This window comes from Klebsiella sp. CN_Kp106 (genome assembly GCF_040064575.1).
Lineage (GTDB): Bacteria > Pseudomonadota > Gammaproteobacteria > Enterobacterales > Enterobacteriaceae > Klebsiella > Klebsiella michiganensis.
In genome coordinates, this window is sequence record NZ_JBEAIG010000044.1 from 88,675 (window position 1) to 109,695 (window position 21,021).

23 protein-coding genes and 2 tRNA genes are annotated in these 21,021 nt (G+C 53.7%); 5 read left to right on the forward strand and 20 right to left on the reverse strand.

Annotated features, from left to right (window positions below; translation table 11 throughout):
• Positions 1-6: 6 nt before the first annotated feature.
• The 3 genes from nusA to ABLU96_RS11985 all read right to left on the reverse strand — a co-directional run bounded on the left by nusA (position 7) and on the right by ABLU96_RS11985 (position 2,257).
• Entirely contained in the window at positions 7-1,494 is a 1,488-nt protein-coding gene (gene nusA / locus ABLU96_RS11975; RefSeq protein ID WP_004854539.1) for a transcription termination factor NusA, read from the reverse strand.
• A 27-nt stretch (positions 1,495-1,521) separates the two neighbouring features.
• Positions 1,522-1,974, reverse strand: a complete 453-nt coding sequence (gene rimP, locus ABLU96_RS11980; protein WP_004125659.1) for a ribosome maturation factor RimP — start codon at positions 1,972-1,974, stop codon at positions 1,522-1,524.
• 206 nt (positions 1,975-2,180) lie between these two features.
• Positions 2,181-2,257, reverse strand: a tRNA-Met gene (locus ABLU96_RS11985).
• 308 nt (positions 2,258-2,565) lie between these two features.
• Here ABLU96_RS11985 and argG point away from each other — a divergent pair.
• Complete coding sequence (gene argG, locus ABLU96_RS11990) at positions 2,566-3,909, forward strand: argininosuccinate synthase (protein WP_004106101.1); 1,344 nt, start codon at positions 2,566-2,568, stop codon at positions 3,907-3,909.
• 155 nt (positions 3,910-4,064) lie between these two features.
• On the opposite strand, the gene ABLU96_RS11995 is transcribed toward argG, so the two are convergent.
• From ABLU96_RS11995 to rlmE, 6 genes are all read right to left on the reverse strand, one after another.
• A tRNA-Leu gene (locus tag ABLU96_RS11995) sits at positions 4,065-4,151 on the reverse strand.
• Positions 4,152-4,165: 14 nt separating this feature from the next.
• A complete protein-coding gene (gene secG, locus ABLU96_RS12000; protein WP_004106103.1) occupies positions 4,166-4,495 on the reverse strand; it encodes a preprotein translocase subunit SecG in 330 nt (109 codons plus the stop codon).
• Between the two features lie 229 nt (positions 4,496-4,724).
• Complete coding sequence (gene glmM / locus ABLU96_RS12005; RefSeq protein WP_014226977.1) at positions 4,725-6,062, reverse strand: phosphoglucosamine mutase; 1,338 nt, start codon at positions 6,060-6,062, stop codon at positions 4,725-4,727.
• Positions 6,055-6,903, reverse strand: a complete 849-nt coding sequence (folP, locus tag ABLU96_RS12010; protein WP_014226978.1) for a dihydropteroate synthase — start codon at positions 6,901-6,903, stop codon at positions 6,055-6,057. The genes glmM and folP overlap by 8 nt, the downstream gene beginning before the upstream one ends.
• A 98-nt stretch (positions 6,904-7,001) precedes the next feature.
• On the reverse strand, positions 7,002-8,936 hold the full coding sequence (ftsH, locus tag ABLU96_RS12015) for an ATP-dependent zinc metalloprotease FtsH (protein WP_004854549.1): 1,935 nt from the start codon (positions 8,934-8,936) through the stop codon (positions 7,002-7,004).
• Between the two features lie 99 nt (positions 8,937-9,035).
• Positions 9,036-9,665: a 23S rRNA (uridine(2552)-2'-O)-methyltransferase RlmE gene (gene rlmE, locus ABLU96_RS12020; RefSeq protein WP_004106110.1), complete on the reverse strand. Its 630-nt coding sequence runs from the start codon at positions 9,663-9,665 to the stop codon at positions 9,036-9,038.
• Between the two features lie 124 nt (positions 9,666-9,789).
• Between rlmE and yhbY the strand changes: the two genes are divergently transcribed.
• Positions 9,790-10,083, forward strand: a complete 294-nt coding sequence (gene yhbY / locus ABLU96_RS12025) for a ribosome assembly RNA-binding protein YhbY (RefSeq protein ID WP_004139797.1) — start codon at positions 9,790-9,792, stop codon at positions 10,081-10,083.
• Positions 10,084-10,235: 152 nt separating this feature from the next.
• Here the strand turns inward: yhbY and greA are convergent, their stop codons facing one another.
• Positions 10,236-10,712 (reverse strand): transcription elongation factor GreA, encoded by a 477-nt coding sequence (gene greA, locus ABLU96_RS12030; RefSeq protein WP_004854554.1) that lies wholly within the window; start codon positions 10,710-10,712, stop codon positions 10,236-10,238.
• A 234-nt stretch (positions 10,713-10,946) separates the two neighbouring features.
• On the opposite strand from greA, the gene dacB reads away from it, so the two are divergent.
• A complete protein-coding gene (gene dacB / locus ABLU96_RS12035) occupies positions 10,947-12,380 on the forward strand; it encodes a serine-type D-Ala-D-Ala carboxypeptidase (RefSeq protein WP_064358312.1) in 1,434 nt (477 codons plus the stop codon).
• Between the two features lie 45 nt (positions 12,381-12,425).
• Here dacB and cgtA read toward each other — a convergent pair whose 3' ends face one another.
• The 4 genes from cgtA to rplU all read right to left on the reverse strand — a co-directional run bounded on the left by cgtA (position 12,426) and on the right by rplU (position 15,263).
• The gene (gene cgtA, locus ABLU96_RS12040; protein ID WP_004125676.1) at positions 12,426-13,598 is read right to left on the reverse strand and encodes an Obg family GTPase CgtA; all 1,173 of its coding nucleotides are present in this window, start codon (positions 13,596-13,598) and stop codon (positions 12,426-12,428) included.
• Between the two features lie 15 nt (positions 13,599-13,613).
• Entirely contained in the window at positions 13,614-14,579 is a 966-nt protein-coding gene (locus ABLU96_RS12045) for a DMT family transporter (RefSeq protein WP_014226981.1), read from the reverse strand.
• Positions 14,580-14,674: 95 nt separating this feature from the next.
• Positions 14,675-14,932, reverse strand: a complete 258-nt coding sequence (gene rpmA / locus ABLU96_RS12050; protein ID WP_003861831.1) for a 50S ribosomal protein L27 — start codon at positions 14,930-14,932, stop codon at positions 14,675-14,677.
• Positions 14,933-14,951: 19 nt separating this feature from the next.
• A complete protein-coding gene (rplU, locus tag ABLU96_RS12055) occupies positions 14,952-15,263 on the reverse strand; it encodes a 50S ribosomal protein L21 (RefSeq protein WP_004106123.1) in 312 nt (103 codons plus the stop codon).
• A gap of 260 nt (positions 15,264-15,523) precedes the next feature.
• Between rplU and ispB the strand changes: the two genes are divergently transcribed.
• Together ispB and sfsB are read left to right on the forward strand one after the other, a co-directional pair.
• On the forward strand, positions 15,524-16,495 hold the full coding sequence (ispB, locus tag ABLU96_RS12060) for an octaprenyl diphosphate synthase (RefSeq protein WP_004854564.1): 972 nt from the start codon (positions 15,524-15,526) through the stop codon (positions 16,493-16,495).
• 197 nt (positions 16,496-16,692) lie between these two features.
• Positions 16,693-16,965 (forward strand): DNA-binding transcriptional regulator SfsB, encoded by a 273-nt coding sequence (gene sfsB, locus ABLU96_RS12065; RefSeq protein WP_004854566.1) that lies wholly within the window; start codon positions 16,693-16,695, stop codon positions 16,963-16,965.
• Between the two features lie 65 nt (positions 16,966-17,030).
• On the opposite strand, the gene murA is transcribed toward sfsB, so the two are convergent.
• From murA to mlaE, 6 genes are all read right to left on the reverse strand, one after another.
• Positions 17,031-18,290 carry a UDP-N-acetylglucosamine 1-carboxyvinyltransferase gene (gene murA / locus ABLU96_RS12070; RefSeq protein WP_009651898.1) on the reverse strand — a complete coding sequence of 420 codons (1,260 nt, stop codon included), beginning with the start codon at positions 18,288-18,290 and terminating at the stop codon, positions 17,031-17,033.
• Positions 18,291-18,344: 54 nt separating this feature from the next.
• Positions 18,345-18,599: a BolA family iron metabolism protein IbaG gene (gene ibaG, locus ABLU96_RS12075; protein WP_004106141.1), complete on the reverse strand. Its 255-nt coding sequence runs from the start codon at positions 18,597-18,599 to the stop codon at positions 18,345-18,347.
• Between the two features lie 135 nt (positions 18,600-18,734).
• Positions 18,735-19,025: a lipid asymmetry maintenance protein MlaB gene (gene mlaB / locus ABLU96_RS12080; RefSeq protein ID WP_014839634.1), complete on the reverse strand. Its 291-nt coding sequence runs from the start codon at positions 19,023-19,025 to the stop codon at positions 18,735-18,737.
• The gene (gene mlaC / locus ABLU96_RS12085) at positions 19,025-19,660 is read right to left on the reverse strand and encodes a phospholipid-binding protein MlaC (RefSeq protein WP_004125682.1); all 636 of its coding nucleotides are present in this window, start codon (positions 19,658-19,660) and stop codon (positions 19,025-19,027) included. The genes mlaB and mlaC overlap by 1 nt, the downstream gene beginning before the upstream one ends.
• Positions 19,661-19,678: 18 nt before the next feature.
• The gene (gene mlaD, locus ABLU96_RS12090) at positions 19,679-20,230 is read right to left on the reverse strand and encodes an outer membrane lipid asymmetry maintenance protein MlaD (RefSeq protein WP_014226983.1); all 552 of its coding nucleotides are present in this window, start codon (positions 20,228-20,230) and stop codon (positions 19,679-19,681) included.
• Between the two features lie 4 nt (positions 20,231-20,234).
• Positions 20,235-21,017, reverse strand: a complete 783-nt coding sequence (gene mlaE, locus ABLU96_RS12095; protein WP_004125690.1) for a lipid asymmetry maintenance ABC transporter permease subunit MlaE — start codon at positions 21,015-21,017, stop codon at positions 20,235-20,237.
• Positions 21,018-21,021: the final 4 nt, after the last annotated feature.

The window sequence follows — 21,021 nt, forward strand, 5'->3', positions numbered from 1 at the left end:
AGTTTATTACGCTTCGTCGCCGAACCAACAAATATTACGAGCGGCCATGATAAGTTCTCCGGCTTTCTCGTCGGTCAAGCCTTCGATATCAGCCAGATCATCAATGCCCTGCTCGGCGAGATCTTCCAGCGTACAAACACCACGGGCGGCCAGGGTGAATGCCAGAGCGCGATCCAAACCTTCCAGATTCAACAGATCGTCGGCAGGTTTGCTGTCACCCAGGCTCTCTTCTTTGGCCAGCGCCAGCGTGGTCAGCGCGTTTTTCGCCCGCTCACGAAGTGCTTCAACGGTCGCTTCATCCAGACCGTCAATTTCCAGCAGTTCTTTCATTGGCACATAGGCCAGCTCTTCCAGAGTGGCGAAACCTTCTTCAACCAGCAGCGTGGCGAAATCTTCATCAATATCAAGATATTTAGTGAAGGTATCAATCGCTGCATGGGCTTCAGCCTGATGCTTAGCCTGGAGGTCATCAACGGTCATGACGTTGAGTTCCCAGCCGCTCAGCTGAGACGCCAGACGGACGTTCTGACCGTTACGGCCAATGGCCTGAGCCAGGTTGCCCGCTTCTACTGCGATATCCATGGTGTGCTTGTCTTCATCTACCACGATAGATGCGACGTCAGCCGGAGCCATGGCGTTAATCACGAACTGCGCCGGGTTATCGTCCCACAGCACGATATCGATACGCTCGCCGCCCAGTTCAGTCGAGACTGCCTGAACGCGCGCGCCGCGCATACCGACGCAGGCGCCAACCGGATCGATGCGCTTGTCGTTGGTTTTAACCGCGATTTTGGCACGAGAGCCAGGATCGCGAGCCGCCGCTTTAATTTCGAGAACTTCTTCACCGATTTCCGGAACTTCAATGCGGAACAGTTCAACCAGCATTTCCGGCTTGGAGCGAGTCACGAACAGCTGCGCGCCGCGCGCTTCCGGACGAACTGCGTACAGTACGCCGCGGATACGGTCACCCGGACGGAAGTTCTCACGCGGCAGCATATCTTCGCGCAGGATCACGGCTTCAGCGTTGTTGCCCAGATCCAGCGTAATATTGTCGCGGTTCACTTTCTTCACTACGCCCGTGATGATTTCACCTTCGTGCTCACGGAACTGATCGACGACCATTGCGCGTTCGGCTTCACGTACTTTTTGTACGATAACCTGCTTCGCGGTCTGCGTAGTGATACGGTCAAAGGTGACAGACTCAATCTGGTCTTCGACGTAATCGCCAGGATTCATGCTTTCATCTTCGAAACGCGCAGCTTCCAGCGTGATTTCGCGAGTCGGCTGGGTCACTTCTTCAACAACCAGCCAGCGACGGAATGTGTCGAAATCACCGCTTTTACGATCGATTTCTACGCGAACGTCGATCTCTTGCTCATATTTTTTCTTGGTAGCCGTTGCTAGCGCACTTTCCAACGCTTCGAAAATTTTCTCACGCGGCAGCGCCTTTTCGTTGGAAACGGCTTCAACAACAGCCAAAATTTCTTTGTTCATCGGGGCCTTTCACCTCAATCCAGACTGTTAAAAGTGGGGAACCAGGTTCGCCTTCTGGATGTTACTCAGCGCGAACACTTCATCTTTGCCTTCGACGGTTACCGTGATCATCTCACCGTCTACCGCTTTGATAAGGCCCTGCCATTTGCGTCGGTTCTGTACCGCCATGCGCAAAACCAGCGAAACTTCTTCGCCGATGAAACGCTCATAGTGCTCGGCGGTAAACATAGGACGATCGAGACCTGGAGAAGAAACTTCCAGGTTATAAGCGACTGTAATCGGGTCTTCTACGTCCATAACAGCACTGACCTGGTGGCTCACATCAGCACAATCATCAACATTGATGCCATCTTCACTATCAATATAGATGCGCAGTGTGGACGTGCGACCGCGAATAAATTCGATGCCGACCAGCTCAAAGCCAAGCGCTTCAACTGGCGCTGTGAGCATCTCTGTTAATTTTTGCTCTAATGTGGACAAACCCACCCCCAAGACATAAAAAAAGGGCGTATAGCCCAGTTATTCTGAAGTCAGATAACAAAAAACCCCGATAAATCGGGGCTTTAGATAACTGAACCCTGAGATCGCAACTGCGATCTGGAACACTTTCCAGAAGAATTCTTTCAAATTCGTCTACGAAGGACCCGGTCCTCACAGTATATTTGAAAAAGTACTTAATGGGAAAGTGGTTGCGGGGGCCGGATTTGAACCGACGACCTTCGGGTTATGAGCCCGACGAGCTACCAGGCTGCTCCACCCCGCGCCTGAAACGTGGCATATTTTACTCGTTTTGAGTAAAAGACGCAAATACTGCTGGGATTTGGTACCGAGAGACGGGACATAAAATCGTAGTGAATTGTATTGATACTTCATATATTTTGTCAACATGAATTTCACATTGCCAGGTTTCGGTTCATGCTGGTATTTCTGGGTTTTTTGGCAAAAAGCGGCTCAGCCTCTTCCTGTCGCCAGCAAAAGATGATTAAATGAAAACTCACAATTAATGCATAAACATGCATTAAAGATTGTTGAGTCAAACTCACCACAGTCTATCTAGCAGGGTTTTATTTTATGACGACGATTCTCAAGCATCTCCCGGTTGGCCAACGTATTGGTATTGCTTTTTCTGGTGGGCTGGATACCAGCGCCGCGCTGCTGTGGATGCGTAAAAAGGGAGCAGTCCCTTATGCATATACCGCCAATCTGGGACAGCCAGACGAAGACGATTACGAGGCCATTCCTCGTCGTGCCAAAGAGTATGGTGCTGAAGGGGCTCGTCTGATCGACTGCCGTAAGCAGCTGGTTGCGGAAGGCATTGCCGCGATCCAGTGCGGCGCATTTCATAACACCACCGGCGGGTTGACCTACTTTAATACTACGCCGCTGGGCCGCGCAGTGACCGGTACCATGCTGGTCGCCGCAATGAAGGAAGACGGTGTTAACATCTGGGGCGACGGGAGTACCTATAAAGGCAACGATATCGAACGTTTCTATCGTTACGGCCTGCTGACCAACGCTGAGCTGAAAATTTACAAACCGTGGCTGGATAGCGACTTTATCGACGAGTTAGGCGGCCGCCAGGAGATGTCAGAGTTTATGATCTCCTGTGGGTTTGACTATAAAATGTCCGTTGAAAAAGCCTACTCAACCGACTCCAATATGCTGGGCGCGACGCACGAAGCTAAAGATCTTGAATTCCTGAACTCCAGCGTCAAGATTGTGAACCCGATTATGGGCGTCAAGTTCTGGGATGAAAGCGTCAAAATCCCTGCGGAAGAAGTCACCGTTCGCTTTGAACAGGGCCATCCTGTTGCGCTGAACGGGCAGACCTTTAGCGATGACGTTGAACTGATGCTGGAGGCTAACCGCATCGGCGGCCGTCATGGTCTGGGTATGAGCGATCAGATCGAAAACCGTATCATCGAAGCGAAGAGCCGCGGCATCTATGAAGCCCCGGGAATGGCGCTGCTGCATATTGCCTATGAGCGTCTGCTGACCGGTATTCATAACGAAGATACCATTGAGCAATACCACGCGCACGGTCGTCAGCTGGGTCGGCTGCTGTATCAAGGGCGCTGGTTCGATTCCCAGGCGCTGATGCTGCGCGACGGCCTGCAGCGCTGGGTAGCAAGCCAAATTACCGGCGAAGTGACGCTTGAACTGCGTCGCGGCAACGACTACTCCATCCTGAATACCGTCTCTGATAATCTGACCTATAAAGCAGAGCGTCTGACGATGGAAAAAGGTGACTCGATGTTCTCCGCTGAGGATCGTATCGGCCAGCTGACAATGCGCAACCTGGATATCACCGATACTCGCGATAAGCTGTTTGGCTACGCGCAGTCTGGACTGCTGACCGCGTCTTCCGCAACTGGCCTGCCGCAGGTGGAAAACCTCGAAAATAAAGCGAAGTAACGCTCCAGAGAAATTCGCAAAGGCCGCTAACGCGGCCTTTTTCATGCAGAAAAATCCCGAACCAAACCGGAGTGACATATCTGCCGCTGATGCAGCTGCTCAACTTTTTCGGGACGAAAAAAAAAGACGCTTTTCAGCGTCTTTCTTCAGGAAATTGGTACCGAGGATGGGACTCGAACCCACAAGCCCGTTAGGGCACTACCACCTCAAGGTAGCGTGTCTACCAATTCCACCACCTCGGTACGGATACTGCTTATCAGTGCGGGATGTCACTGCTCGGCTGCGCCGGCGCGGTCGGCTGAGTTTGCTCAGTTTTCGGCGCGCTCAGGTTATCCCACTCACTTCCTTTATTGGTCTTGTTGCTGTTGATATTGCCCAGCGCCAGACTGATGATGAAGAACAGCGCAGCCAGGATACCAGTCATACGGGTCATGAAGTTACCAGAACCGCTGGATCCAAACAGAGTGCCGGAAGCGCCTGCTCCGAAGGAGGCTCCCATATCAGCGCCTTTACCTTGCTGCAGCATAATCAGACCCACAAGGCCAATTGCCACAATAAGGAAAACAACTAAAAGAGCTTCGTACATAATCAACCTGTTCCTTGCGGATTTGCCGCATACCAAGTGCTTCGACCAATAAAGCGGGACGTTTTAACGTTTCCCACTGAAGCGGGTGTGAATACTAACCAAAGCGAATGACCTTCGCAAGGGCAATTTCAGCGCATTGTATCAAGTGCGGAAAAAAACAGCAAAAAGCGATTTTTTGTCGATTAAAAAGGCGGCAAGCGTCGCCTTTTTAATCACTTAGCAAGAGAGATTAAACGCTTTTTACGGCATCGGCGATACGGTGGGCAAATTCGTGCACCTGCTCTTCGTGCTCACCTTCCACCATAACGCGAATCAGCGGCTCTGTGCCTGATTTACGCAGCAGTACGCGCCCCCGATTGCCCAGCGCCGCTTCTACTTCCGCGGTTACTGCTTTTACATGCTCATGTTCCAGCGGGTTGCCGCTACCTTCAGTAAAGCGAACGTTAACCAGAAGCTGCGGGAACATTTTCATTCCGCTGCACAGGTCGTGCAGGCTCATATGGTTACGCACCATCGCCGCCACCACCTGCAGGCTGGCGACAATTCCATCCCCCGTCGTGGTTTTATCCAGTAAGATCACATGACCGGAGTTTTCTGCGCCAATGCGCCAGCCTTTCTCCTGCAGCTTCTCCAGCACATAGCGGTCGCCCACCTTCGCGCGAACGAAAGGAATGCCCAGCTGTTTAAGCGCCAGTTCAAGGCCCATGTTGCTCATGAGCGTCCCGACGGCACCGCCCCGTAGCTGCCCCTGGCGTAGCCCCTCACGGGCAATGATATAGAGGATCTGGTCACCGTCGACTTTGTTGCCTTCGTGGTCCACCATGATGACCCGATCGCCATCGCCATCGTAGGCAATACCCAGGTCGGCTTTCTCCGCCAGCACGCGTGCCTGCAGAGCACGAACGTCCGTCGCCCCGACCTCTTCATTGATGTTGAGGCCATCAGGCTCACAGCCCATCGCAATAACCTGAGCGCCCAGCTCGCGGAAAACATTTGGCGCAATATGATAAGTCGCCCCGTGAGCGCAATCGACTACCACCTTCAAAGCATTGAGGCTCAGCTCGTTCGGAAAGGTGCCTTTGCAAAACTCGATATAGCGACCGGCGGCGTCGACGATACGACTGGCTTTACCCAGCTCGGCGGAATCCACGCAGGTCAGCTCTTTTTCCATTTCGGCTTCAATGGCTTCTTCTACCTCATCCGGAAGCTTGGTACCTTCGATAGAGAAGAATTTGATGCCGTTGTCATAAAACGGATTATGTGAAGCCGAAATCACAATCCCGGCTTCCGCGCGGAAGGTGCGCGTCAGATAGGCAATTGCCGGCGTTGGCATCGGGCCGGTAAAAGAAGCGGATAATCCCGCGGCGGCCAGGCCAGCCTCCAGCGCGGACTCCAGCATATACCCTGAAATACGGGTATCTTTACCAATAATAATCTTCCGTGAACCGTGGCGTGCCAGCACTTTACCCGCCGCCCAGCCCAGCTTTAATACAAATTCTGGCGTTATTGGCGCATCGCCTACGCGGCCACGAATACCATCCGTACCAAAATATTTGCGGTTACTCATAACGTTTATTTTCCTTAGCGGCCAGGGTAGCTTCAACCACGCGCAGCGCTTCTACCGTTTCTTTGACATCATGGACGCGAATAATCTGCGCGCCCTGCATTGCAGCAATGACTGCGCAAGCCAGGCTGCCATTCAGGCGTTCCGTCGGCCCGACATTCAGCAACTGACCTACCATCGACTTACGTGACATGCCTACCAGCAGCGGAAGACCAAAATGATGGAACTCTCCAAGTCGGGCAAGCAGTTCATAATTATGAGAAAGATTTTTACCGAAACCAAATCCCGGGTCGAGCAACAATTTATCTTTTGCGATACCGGCCCGTTCGCAACGCACAATATGTTCGATAAAAAAGCGCTCAACGTCAGCAAACACGTCCGCGTACTTCGGGGCATCCTGCATTGTCTTCGGCTGACCCTGCATATGCATCAGGCACACTGGCAAGCCCGTTTCAGCCGCCGCCTCCAGCGCTCCCGGTTCGGTCAGCGAGCGGATATCATTGATGATATGCGCGCCAACACGCGCTGACTCGCGGATCACCTCCGGCTTTGAGGTATCAACGGAAATCCAGACTTCAAAGCGCTGGGCAATCGCTTCTACCGTCGGAATGACTCGCGCCAGCTCTTCCTCGACGCTGACATCTGCCGCCCCCGGACGCGTCGATTCCCCACCGATATCAATGATAGTCGCCCCGGCATTGATCATCAGATTGGCATGCTTCACGGCTTCGACCAGCGTGTTGTGGGTCCCGCCATCAGAGAACGAATCCGGGGTAACGTTAAGAATACCCATCACATGTGGGTGAGAGAGATCGAGGGTTGAGCCCTGGGCTACAAGTTTCATCGCTAAATCCCTGAGTCAGAGAAAGATTGAAAAAGAAAAACCCCGGAGCAAACGCTCAGGGGTTTTAGAAAAGTACAACAGCATCAATAACGGCTAACTTATTTGTCGCCCAGCTGTTCTGACATCGTATTACCCGGGTTTGGCGTACGCGGTTCATCGACCGGACGCGGCGCACGAGGCGTGCCATTGTTGTCAGAATTGTTGGACGAGCCCGGTTCTTCCCAGCCAGCTGGCGGGCGAACATCGCGGCGAGCCATCAGGTCATCAATCTGCGGGGCGTCGATGGTCTCATATTTCATGAGCGCGTCTTTCATCGCGTGCAGGATGTCCATATTATCGTTCAGAAGCTGGCGTGCACGATTGTAGTTACGCTCAATCAGTGACTTCACTTCCTGGTCGATGATACGCGCCGTTTCATCGGACATATGCTTCGCTTTCGCAACGCTGCGGCCAAGGAATACTTCACCTTCTTCTTCGGCATACAGCAGCGGGCCGAGTTTGTCAGAGAAGCCCCACTGGGTCACCATGTTACGCGCCAGGTTGGTCGCGACTTTAATGTCGTTCGACGCACCGGTAGAAACATGCTCTACGCCGTAGATAATCTCTTCCGCCAGACGACCGCCGTAAAGGGTAGAGATCTGGCTTTCCAGCTTCTGGCGGCTGGCGCTGATCGCGTCGCCTTCAGGCAGGAAGAAGGTGACACCCAGCGCGCGACCGCGCGGAATAATCGTCACTTTGTGCACCGGATCGTGTTCCGGCACCAGGCGACCAATAATTGCGTGACCGGCTTCGTGATACGCGGTGGACTCTTTCTGCGCTTCCGTCATCACCATGGAGCGACGTTCCGCACCCATCATGATTTTGTCTTTCGCTTTCTCGAATTCAACCATCGATACAACGCGCTTGTTGCCACGAGCGGCAAACAGCGCAGCTTCGTTCACCAGGTTTGCCAGGTCAGCACCGGAGAAGCCAGGCGTACCGCGGGCGATAATTGCCGCGTCGATATCCGGCGCCAGCGGTACGCGACGCATATGCACTTTCAGAATCTGTTCGCGACCGCGGACATCCGGCAGACCGACCACAACCTGACGGTCAAAGCGGCCTGGACGCAGCAGCGCAGGGTCAAGAACGTCTGGACGGTTGGTTGCTGCGATAACGATGATACCTTCGTTACCCTCGAAGCCGTCCATCTCTACCAGCATCTGGTTCAGCGTCTGCTCACGTTCATCGTGACCACCGCCCAGGCCAGCGCCACGCTGACGGCCGACGGCGTCGATTTCATCGATAAAGATGATGCACGGAGCCGCTTTCTTGGCTTGTTCAAACATGTCGCGCACGCGGGATGCACCCACACCGACGAACATTTCAACGAAGTCAGAACCGGAAATCGTAAAGAACGGTACCTTTGCTTCACCCGCGATGGCTTTTGCCAGCAAGGTTTTACCGGTACCCGGAGGGCCGACCATCAGGACGCCTTTCGGGATTTTACCGCCCAGCTTCTGGAAACGGCTCGGCTCGCGCAGGTATTCAACCAGTTCACCGACTTCTTCTTTCGCTTCGTCACAACCGGCGACGTCGGCAAAAGTGGTTTTGATCTGGTCTTCCGTTAGCATACGCGCCTTGCTCTTACCGAACGACATGGCGCCTTTGCCACCGCCGCCCTGCATCTGGCGCATAAAGAAGATCCAGACGCCGATAAGAAGCAGCATCGGGAACCAGGAGATGAAGATAGAAGCCAGCAGGCTCGGCTCTTCTGGCGGCTCACCTACCACCTTGACGTTTTTAGTCAGAAGGTTATCAAGCAGCTTAGGATCGTTCACCGGGATGTAGGTCGTGTAACGGTTACTATCTTTCTTGGTAACGTTTATCTCACGTCCGTTGATACGCGCTTCGCGAACCTGGTCCTGATTGACCTCCTGCAGGAAGGTAGAATAATCCACCTTGCGGCCATTCGACTCGCTGGGCCCAAAGCTCTGGAATACTGACATCAGCACAACGGCAATGACCAGCCAGAGTATTAGGTTTTTCGCCATGTCACTCAAGGGATTAACCTCATATTACAACTGTGTTAAAAACAGCGTCAGGATACTCTATATCCAGCGTCTTTCAAACTTTCGTTTGAAATCTGCCGGTTATGGTTTACGCCCGGTCGCTACAATATACACTTCACGCGAACGGGCGCGAGAAGAGTCCGGCTTACGAACTTTGACCTTCGTAAACAGGGAGCGAATCTCTCTTAGATACTCATCGAAGCCTTCGCCCTGGAACACCTTCACTACAAAACTACCACCTGGCGCTAATACATCACGAGCCATTCCAAGCGCCAGTTCCACCAGATACATGGCCCGGGGAATATCCACCGCCGGTGTTCCACACATATTTGGCGCCATATCGGACATGACAACTTGTACTTTACTGTCACCTACACGCTCAAGTAACGCTTTCAGGACTAATTCATCACGAAAGTCGCCCTGAAGGAAGTCCACACCAACGATTGGATCCATAGGTAAAAGATCGCAAGCAATGATGCGGCCGCTGTTACCGATCTGCGTAACCGCGTATTGCGACCAGCCACCGGGTGCAGCGCCGAGGTCAACTATCGTCATCCCCGGTTTAAAAATCTTGTCACTTTGCTGTATTTCATCAAGTTTAAACCAGGCACGGGAACGTAACCCCTTTTTCTGTGCCTGCTGAACATATTTATCGCTAAAGTGTTCCTGAAGCCAACGACTTGAGCTGGCAGAACGCTTTTTACCTGTCATTTAACATTCCCATTTCGGGTTCATCGTACTTCGCGACGTAAAAATCGACGCGGTAGTTTGGCGATATATGGGAGATGGCGGTAGAATGAACCGTTTTCAATCCCAACGTAAGCAAAAAAATACGATGAATCTGAGTACTAAACAAAAACAGCACCTGAAAGGTCTGGCACATCCGCTCAAGCCGGTAGTTATGCTTGGCAACAATGGTTTGACCGAAGGGGTACTGGCCGAGATTGAACAAGCGTTAGAGCACCATGAACTTATCAAGGTGAAGATCGCCTCGGAAGATCGCGAAACTAAAACCTTGATCGTGGAAGCTATCGTGCGCGAAACCGGCGCCTGTAATGTACAGGTCATCGGTAAAACGCTGGTTCTGTACCGCCCGACTAAAGAGCGTAAAATCTCGCTGCCACGCTAAGAATATCCTGGTTATCGACACAACTTTGTGTAAATCGAGGGTTTTCTGCGGGTAGACGAGCAAAATGCCATGCTCCGGACGCTGATAAAAGGCCGCTACGCGGCCTTTTTCCTTTCTTTACAATCCATCAACATCGTAGCGTTAAATTCGAATTAAAGGTACTCAACCTTAAGAATTTCGAATTCGACTTCCCCGCCCGGTGTACGGATAACCACCACATCGTCCTGCTCTTTACCGATTAAACCACGTGCAATCGGTGAGTTTACAGAAATCAGATTTTGCTTAAAATCGGCCTCGTCATCGCCAACGATACGATAAGTTTGCTCTTCATCCGTATCGAGATTCAGAACGCTGACCGTCGAACCAAAAATCACCCGGCCATTGTTGGGCATTTTGGTGATATCGATGACCTGCGCGTTCGACAGCTTCGCTTCGATATCCTTAATGCGACCTTCACAGAAGCCCTGCTGTTCACGGGCAGCATGATACTCAGCATTTTCTTTCAGATCGCCGTGCTCGCGGGCCTCAGCGATGGCCGCGATGATTTCAGGACGACGTACGGACTTCAGAAAATCCAGTTCTTCGCGCAGTTTTTCAGCGCCACGTAAGGTCATCGGAATAGCTTGCATTTGTTATACCTCTTTTTCATTCCTTCATGGAGCAGACAACGCCGCTCCGCAGCCGGTCAAGACTTGAGCAGGGCCGGAGCAAAAGAAAACCGACCCGGAAAGTCATCCCCAGGCCAGCAGCAATTTTCAATTTGATACGTATTTTACCCTGAAGTTCACTATGGGTCATCGTTTACTTTACAGGGCGATGCACCGTAGTATGACGGACTGGTTTCAGGTTGTTAGCGCGAGATTATGCGATTTTCCAGATTTATCATCGGATTGACTGCCGGTATAGCGCTTAGCGCTCAGGCGGCGAATATTGACGAGTACATCAATCAGCTTCCTGCGGGCGCAAACCTTGCCTTTATGGCGCAGAAGGTGGGATCCCCGACGCCGGAGATAGACTACCATAGCCAGCAGATGGCGCTCCCCGCCAGCACCCAAAAAGTGATAACCGCGCTTGCTGCGCTGCTGCAGCTGGGTCCGGACTTCCGCTTCACCACGACGCTGGAAACGAAAGGCAGCCTCGATGGCGGCGTCCTGAAAGGCGACCTCATTGCGCGCTTTGGCGGCGATCCTACCCTCAGGCGTCAGGATATTCGTAATATGGTGGCCACGCTGAAGAAAGCAGGCGTCCAGCGAATTGAAGGTAATGTGCTGATCGATACCTCCATCTTCGCCAGCCATGACAAAGCGCCTGGCTGGCCATGGAACGATATGACGCAGTGCTTTAGCGCCCCGCCGGCGGCGGCGATTGTCGATCGGAACTGCTTCTCCATCTCGCTCTATAGCGCGCAAAAGCCGGGCGATCTGGCGTTTATTCGCGTGGCGTCTTACTACCCGGTGACCATGTTCAGCCAGGTGCGTACGCTGCCCCGGGGCTCTTCTGAAGCGCAGTACTGTGAGCTTGACGTGGTTCCCGGCGATCTGAACCGTTACACCCTGACCGGCTGTCTGCCGCAGCGCAGCGAGCCGCTGCCGCTGGCTTTTGCCATTCAGGATGGCGCCAGCTACGCCGGTGCGATTCTGAAAGCTGAGCTGACCGACGCCGACATCACCTGGAGCGGCACGTTGCTGCGCCAGACGCTGGCAAACGATCCGGGTACCGTCCTGGCAAGTACACAATCTGCGCCGCTGCACGATCTGCTGCGTATTATGCTGAAAAAATCGGACAACATGATCGCCGATACGGTATTCCGCACCATTGGGCACGCTCGCTTCAACGTACCGGGTACCTGGCGAGCCGGTTCCGATGCGGTACGGCAGATCTTACGTCAGCAGGCCGGCGTCGATCTCGGGAATACCATCATTGCCGATGGCTCAGGTCTGTCGCGCCATAACCTCATCGCACCCGCGACGATGATGCAGGTGCTGCAGTACATCGCCCAGCACGATAATGAACTCAACTTTATCTCGATGCTGCCTCTGGCCGGCCATGATGGTTCTCTGCAGTACCGCGCAGGCCTGCATCAGGCAGGTGTCGATGGCAAAGTCTCGGCGAAAACGGGTTCACTGCAGGGGGTGTATAACCTGGCCGGTTTCATCACGACGGCCAGCGGGCAGAAGATGGCGTTCGTGCAATACCTGTCTGGCTACGCCGTGCCTCCGGCCGACCAGCGTAATCGCCGCATTCCACTGGTGCGGTTCGAAAGCCGATTGTACAAAGACCTCTATCAGAACAACTAAAGCAAAAGGGCCGCATCATTGGCGGCCCTTTTCGTTTGTTCAGGATTAACGTTTGTAGATGAATTCAACGCCTTCTTCGTCGTCTTCATCCCAATCATCATCCCAGTCTTCATCATCTTCCACTTCAGCTTCTTCAAGCTGCTGGCGGTGGTAGTCGTCCCACATAAACTCGACTTTTTCGGCAGGCTTCGCTTCTTCCGCATGCACAATCGGGTTTTCGATGATAAAGGTCATCACGTCCCAGCACAGGTCTTTTACGCCCTGCTGGCTGGCCGCCGAAATCAGGTAGAACTTATCTTCCCAGCCCAGCGCCTGCGCGATAGCTTTCGCTTTCGCTTCCGCCTCAGCTTTGTCCATCAGGTCAATCTTGTTAAAGACCAGCCAGCGCGGCTTAGAAGCCAGTTTCTCACTGTATTTTTCCAGCTCACCGATAATAATCCGCGCGTTCTCCACCGGATCGGAACCGTCAATCGGCTCGATATCGATGAGATGCAGCAGCACGCGGCAGCGCTCCAGGTGCTTCAGGAAGCGAATACCGAGACCCGCGCCTTCAGCAGCGCCTTCAATCAGCCCCGGGATATCCGCCACCACGAAGCTCTTCTCGTTGTCCATACGCACCACGCCGAGGCTCGGCACCAGCGTAGTAAACGGATAGTCAGCGACTTTAGGCTTCGCGGCGGAAACGGCACGAATAAAGGTCGATTTACCCGCATTCGGCATTCCCAGCATGCCGACGTCCGCCAGCAGCATCAGCTCCAGCTGCAGATCGCGCTTATCGCCCGGCGTCCCCATCGTCTTTTGACGTGGAGTACGGTTAACGGACGATTTGAAACGGGTGTTACCCAGACCGTGCCAGCCGCCTTTGGCGACCATCAGGCGCTGACCGTGCTTGGTCATATCACCCATCGTCTCGCCGGTGCCCTGATCGATGACGCGAGTCCCTACCGGTACCTTCACCGTTACGTCTTTACCGCGTTTACCGGTACAGTCACGGCTCTGACCGTTCTGCCCGCGCTCAGCGCGAAAAGACTTCTCAAAACGGTAGTCGATCAGGGTGTTGAGGTTTTCGTCCGCCTCAAGCCAGACGTCGCCGCCGTCACCGCCGTCACCGCCGTCCGGGCCGCCTCTCGGGATATATTTTTCGCGGCGGAAGCTAACGCAACCATTGCCGCCATCGCCTGCTACGACCAGGATCGTTGCTTCATCAACAAACTTCATTTTACTCTCCGTAAATCATTCGCCTGAGCGGGGGAGCGGCACAACCGCTTCTCGCTTACGCCATCGTCCCCAAAGACGATGACCGACGGCGGAATACATCGCGCCCGCAACCACGACAAACGCACCGAGATAACCCATCAGGTTCAACAGCGGTCTGGCGAAAACGTCGGGCCAGGCCAGTGATAATAAATCTGAAAACAGCAGCGTAAACAGCGGCGTTAAGGTAATCAACGCGCTCACCTGCGCCGCCTGCCAGCGCGCCATTGCTTCCGCCAGAGCGCCGTAGCCGACCAGGGTATTGAGCCCACAAAAAACCAGACAGGCCAGCTGCCAGTCGCTTAATGCCAGCACCTGCGAAGGCTTCGCTAATGGCAATAGCGATATCGTACATAAAGTGTACAGCAAAAAAAGGATTTGCTGTGATGCCAGACGGCGCAATAACACCTTTTGCGCGACGCCGTAGCACACCCACACCGTCGCCGCACCTACGCCGAAAATTACCCCCCACGTGTAGTCCGTCAGGCGGGTAAAAATCTCGATCAGGCTGGTGTTAAAAAACATCACCAGACCGCTCACCAGCATCAGCGCTCCCACAACCTGAGTGCCGCGCATTTTCTCTTTAAGGACAAAAACGCTGGCCACCATCATGCCGACCGGAGACAGCTGACCAATCACCTGGGAAGCGGTGGGGCTGAGATATTGCAAGGAAGAACTAAACAGAATGAAGTTACCGAACAAACCCGCTGTCGCAATGACCAGCAGTACCAACCACCGAGGCTTGCGAAAAATCCGCAGCGGGGGCAGCTTTCTTTTCATGGCGAGGATAGCGCCAAGACCAAAACTTGCCATCAAAAAGCGGTAAAACACCACCGTCGGCGGTTCCATCACTTCAAGAACCTGCTTCATTGCTATCGGCAGGGCACCCCAGCACATCGCCGTGGTGAGCGCTAAAATAATGCCGATGCCGGCCTGCTGCTTCATGCCCGTTTTCCCTGCAGAAAATTTTCCGGGGTTTCAATGTAAAAAGCCCCGCAACACGTTGCGGGGCTTTAATCCGTTACCGGACCACGAAAAACTTACTCAGCAACGATGCTGATGTATTTACGGTTGTTCGGGCCTTTAACTTCGAATTTCACTTTACCGTCTGCTTTAGCAAACAGAGTGTGGTCACGACCGCAACCTACGTTAGTGCCAGCGTGGAATTTGGTACCACGTTGACGAACGATGATGCTACCCGCCAGAACGGATTCGCCACCGAAACGCTTAACGCCCAGGCGTTTAGCTTCTGAATCGCGACCGTTACGAGTTGAGCCGCCAGCCTTTTTATGTGCCATTTAAATCTCTCCTCAGGTCTTAGGCGCTGATGCCAGTAATTTTCACATCAGTGAACCACTGACGATGGCCCTGCTGCTTACGGTAGTGTTTACGACGACGAAACTTAACGATTTTAACTTTCTCGCCACGACCGTGTGCAACAACTTCAGCTTTGATTACGCCGCCCTCAACGAAAGGAACGCCGATTTTAATTTCTTCACCGTTTGCGATCATCAGCACTTCTGCGAACTCAACAGCTTCGCCAGTTGCGATGTCCAGCTTTTCCAGGCGAATGGTTTGACCTTCGCTTACTCGGTGTTGTTTACCACCACTTTGGAAAACCGCGTACATATAAAACTCCGCTTCCGCGCACCTCTTCGTATGATTCAGAGTGCGCTATAAATATTCACAATAGGGCGCGAATATTACGCAAAACGCGAGCCTTTGACAAGAGCGATCAGCGATCAACGCAGAAAAAAAACACAACTTTCACTCCAGCGTTTAACTACGGCAATTTTTCAGTACAATCATAGCTTCTTTTAATTCTATCTTAATCCTTCTGTGATCCCATTCGGATACGCGGTAACAGGACATTTGGCCCGGCTTTTGCGATGAATTTAGAAAAAATCAATGAGTTAACCGCGCAGGATATGGCGGGCGTCAATGCGACAATTCTTGAGCAACTCGACTCTGATGTTCAGCTTATCAATCAGTTAGGCTATTACATTGTTAGCGGAGGCGGTAAACGCATTCGCCCGATGATTGCCGTACTGGCCGCGCGTGCCGTTGGATATCAGGGAAACGCTCACGTCGCCATTGCCGCGCTGATCGAATTTATCCATACCGCCACCCTGCTGCATGATGATGTCGTCGATGAGTCTGATATGCGCCGGGGAAAAGCCACCGCAAACGCCGCTTTTGGCAATGCGGCTAGCGTGCTGGTCGGTGATTTTATCTACACCCGCGCCTTTCAGATGATGACCAGCCTTGGGTCATTGAGAGTGCTGGAAGTGATGTCGGAAGCCGTTAACGTCATTGCCGAAGGCGAAGTCCTGCAGTTGATGAACGTTAACGACCCGGATATCACTGAAGAAAACTACATGCGGGTCATTTACAGCAAGACCGCACGTTTGTTTGAAGCCGCAGCCCAGTGCTCCGGCATTCTGGCCGACTGCAGCGCAGAACAAGAGAAAGCGTTACAGGATTACGGACGCTATCTGGGTACCGCTTTCCAGCTGATCGACGATCTGCTTGACTACAGTTCAGACGGTGAGCGTCTGGGTAAAAACGTCGGTGACGATCTGAATGAAGGCAAACCCACCCTTCCCCTGCTGCATGCTATGCAACACGGCAACGCAGAGCAGTCCGCCATGATCCGTGGGGCGATTGAGCAGGGTAATGGCCGTCATCTTCTCGACGCCGTACTGGAAACGATGGCAACCTGCGGCTCGCTGGAATGGACCCAAAAACGCGCGGAGGAAGAGGCTGATAAAGCAATTGCCGCGCTTCAGGTCCTTCCCGATTCTCCGTGGCGTGAAGCGCTAATCGGTCTTGCCCACATCGCTGTGCAACGCGATCACTAACCCCTCCTCTTGCTTTCCCGCGCAAACCGCGGGAAAGTTCCAGTAAGCGTCAAAAAACCCAAATCCAGCCCTCTCCCTTGATATATTCCTAATATCAAATCCATTAAAAGAACTTGTTAGAACATTACTGGAACCCACGGTATAGTCATTTTGTCGCCCATTAAGGACGACAGGCATGTTTATTACCAGGAGAATTTATGGATAAGTTCATCGACTGGCATCCGGCGGATATTATTGCCGGATTACGCAAAAAAGGGACGTCGCTGGCAGCTGAATCGCGGCGTAATGGTTTAAGTTCTTCAACGCTCGCCAATGCGCTGACCCGGCCCTGGCCCAAGGGCGAGCTGATTATTGCTAACGCGCTGGAAACCGATCCGTGGGTAATATGGCCATCGCGCTACCACGATCCCCATACCCATCAGTTTATCGACAGAACGCAAATGATGCGCCCAAGGAAGAACAACAAGTAAAGCGAGGTTGCAGACAACAGCCCCCGGACAAACGTCAGAGGGCTGCTGCTACAGGCTTATATGGCTTATTCGCCTTTGACGCGTTCGATATTCGCACCAAGCGCCTGAAGCTTGTCTTCGATACGTTCGTAGCCGCGGTCAATGTGGTAAATACGATCGACAATCGTCGTACCTTCCGCAATACAGCCCGCCAGTACCAGGCTAGCTGATGCACGCAGATCCGTCGCCATCACCTGGGCGCCGGAAAGCTGCTTCACGCCGTGGCAAATCGCCGTATTGCTTTCGATTTCCGCATGCGCGCCCATACGGATCAGTTCCGGGATATGCATGAAACGGTTTTCGAAGATCGTCTCGGTGATCACGCCGGTGCCCTCGGCAACCAGATTCAGTAAGGTGAACTGAGCCTGCATGTCGGTCGGGAAGCCTGGGTGTGGGGCAGTACGCACGTTGACGGCCTTCGGACGATTGCCGTGCATGTCCAGGCTAATCCAGTCTTCGCCCGTTTCGATATCCGCACCGGCGTCGCGTAGCTTGGCCAGAACCGCATCAAGGGTATCCGGCTGGGCATTGCGGCACAGGATCTTACCGCCAGAAATCGCCGCCGCCACCAGGAACGTCCCGGTTTCAATACGATCCGGCAGAACGCGGTAGACGCCGCCGCCGAGGCGCACTACGCCTTCGATGGTGATACGATCGGTACCCTGACCTTTGATCTTCGCACCCAGCGTGTTGAGAAAGTTCGCGGTATCGACAATTTCCGGCTCGCGCGCGGCGTTTTCGATAACGGTCGTACCTTCCGCCAGCGTCGCAGCGCTCATGATGGTCACGGTAGCGCCAACGCTGACCTTATCCATCACAATATGCGCGCCTTTCAGACGTCCATTAACCGACGCCTTGACATAACCTTCTTCCAGCTTGATTTCCGCACCCAGCTGCTCAAGGCCGGTAATGTGTAAATCAACGGGGCGCGCGCCGATGGCGCAGCCCCCGGGAAGAGAAACCTGCCCCTGGCCAAAACGCGCCACCAGCGGTCCCAGCGCCCAAATAGACGCGCGCATGGTTTTGACGAGGTCATACGGAGCACAGAAAACGTCGACCGGGCCGGCATCGATCCATACGGAGCCGTTGCGCTTAACGTTCGCGCCCAGCTGGCTCAGCAGTTTCATGGTGGTATCGATGTCTTTCAGCTTCGGTACGTTTTGGATCTCAATCGGCTCTTCGGCTAATAGCGCGGCAAAGAGGATTGGCAGGGCGGCGTTTTTCGCGCCGGAAATGGTGACCTCGCCCTGAAGACGAGTTGGCCCCTGAACACGGAATTTATCCATTGATTCTGTTCTCTGTTAAGAATTCACATACGCTGCGGGGAACATCCCCACAGCTTATAAGCCATTAAGTTTGCGGTCTCGCGCCCACTCCTGCGGAGTAAACGCTTTAATCGACAGAGCATGGATGCGGTTATCGGCAATATATTCCATCAGCGGGGCATAGATAGCCTGTTGCTTCTTGACCCGACTCATGCCGTCGAACATCTCACCCACAGCAATAACCTGAAAGTGGCTGCCATCGCCAGAGACGTGGACTTCCTGAAGGGAGAGTGCGTTCATCAGCACGGTCTGAATTTCATGATTTTCCATGGGCTACATTTATCTGATAGTGAAAACAGCCCAACATCTTAGAGGAAAGTGGCGCCGTCTTAAACAAGCAAAAAGCCCCATCGAAAAGTTTGATGGGGCTTTCAGAATAGCTTCAGCACTAAGGCACTGAAAAAGTTATGGGATCATATCAGCAGGAAGGTTATACAACCTGACCAGGGTTTGCAGATTTTCACTCTTCCCGGTCAACTTCGCTTCCCCGCCCTGCCGACGAACCAGTGCGATAAAATGCACTAATAGCGCCAGCCCGGCGGTGTCCACGCGGGTCACGGCGCTCAGGTCGATGGCGGACACGCCATCCGTCGCCTGCGCGCGCGCTTCCCACAGCGGGACCAAAAGATCCTGGTCCAGCTCTCCGCGCAGCGCCAGCGTCTCACCATCGCGAGCCCAGCTCAGCTGCCCGGTCATTATTTTTTCTGTTCCAGAGTAATCGGCTGCGCTGAGCTTGCCTTCAGCTGCGCCGTCAGACCATCAACGCCTTTAGTACGCAGCAGGTCGCTCCACTCGTTTTGTTTAGTGGTGATCATGCTCACCCCTTCCGCAATCATGTCGTACGCCTGCCAGTTACCGGTCTGGGTATTTTTACGCCACTGGAAATCCAGGCGCACCGGCGGACGACCATTCGGATCAAGGATGGTGACGCGGATAGGAACAATGGTCGCGCTGCCCAAGGGCTGCTCAGGGGCAATCTGATAGGTCTGACCGTGATACATCGCCAGCGCCTGGCCATAGGCCTGCTTCAGATATTCGCGGAAGGCGGCAAAATAGGCTTCACGCTGCGCCGGGGTCGCTTCTTTGTAATAACGACCTAACACCAGCGCGCCGGCGTATTTCACCTGAACATAGGGCAGCAGTTCCTGATCGACGATATCGCGCAGGTAGTTCGGGTTGGCCTGAATCTTCGGCTGCTCGTTCTTGAGGCGATCGAAGGTTTTCTGCGCCGCTTCGTCCATCAGCTTGTACGGATTGGACTGATCCGCGGCGGTGGCCGCAGTCAAGGGGGCAATCACCAGCATGGCGACCATTAGTAAGCGTTTAAACATATCTTAACTCTCCTGAAATTAGTGCGTCGTGCCGGCTGGCGGCGTAGCGTCAGTATGACTCTCTCCAGCAGCCTGTTCATCGCCAGAATTCTTATTGTCGCTACCTTTACTGTTATAAAGGAACTGGCCTATCAAATCTTCCAGCACCATTGCGGATTTGGTGTCCTGAATGGTACCGCCATCTTTAAGGATAGTGGTTCCCAGCTCAGGATCTTCAAACCCGATATTCATCGCCAGGTACTGTTCGCCCAGCAGACCGGAAGTTCGGATCGCCAGCGAGCTGGTATCCGGAATATGGTTGTAGCGCTCATCAATATCGAGCGCGACGCGAGGCAGGTAGGTCTTAGGATCGAGCGTAATATCCGCCACGCGTCCAACGACAACGCCGCCAATCCGCACCGGAGAGCGCGCTTTGAGACCGCCGATATTGTCAAAAGTGGCATAGAGCCGATAAGTCGGTTCGGTACGTAAAGAGGTTACGTTTGCCGCCTTCAGGCAGACAAACAGCGCGGCCAGCAGCGCAACCAGTAAAAACACCCCTACCCAGATTTCATTTTTTCTCGTTTGCATGAACTCAATTCCCAAACATCAGCGCAGTCAGCACAAAATCCAGCCCCAGAACCGCCAGCGACGCATGCACCACGGTACGCGTCGTCGCCCGGCTAATCCCGGCGGAAGTGGGGATAGCGTCATAACCGTTAAATAACGCGATCCATGTTACCGTAATGGCGAAAACCAGGCTCTTAATCAGGCAGTTAACCAGATCCATCCGCCAGTCAACGGCATTTTGCATCGCGCTCCAGAAGAAGCCGCCATCGATGCCCTTCCAGCTGACACCAACCAGCGAGCCGCCCCAAACGCCGACCGCCACAAAAATAATCGTTAACAACGGTAGTGAAATCACCCCCGCCCAGAAACGCGGAGAGATCACGCGGCGAAGCGGGTCGACCGCCATCATCTCCATACTGGAGAGCTGCTCCGTTGCGCGCATCAGGCCAATTTCAGCAGTCAGCGCCGAGCCGGCACGCCCGGCAAACAGCAGCGCGGCGACCACCGGCCCCAGCTCACGCAGCAGCGACAGCGCCACCAGCATGCCCAGACTGGTTTCGGCGCTATAGGTGGTCAACACCAGATAGCCCTGCAGGCCCAGCACCATACCGATAAACAGACCCGATACAATGATGATCAGCATCGATAGCACGCCAACGTTGTACAGCTGACGCACCAGCAGCGGCGCATGCTTGCGAAACTCAGGCTTGCCCACAACCGCGTTGAAGAGCATTAATCCAGCACGCCCGAACGTCGCGATAGTTTTTATACCGCGATGCCCAAGCGCGGCTAGCGCATTTAACAACATGAGT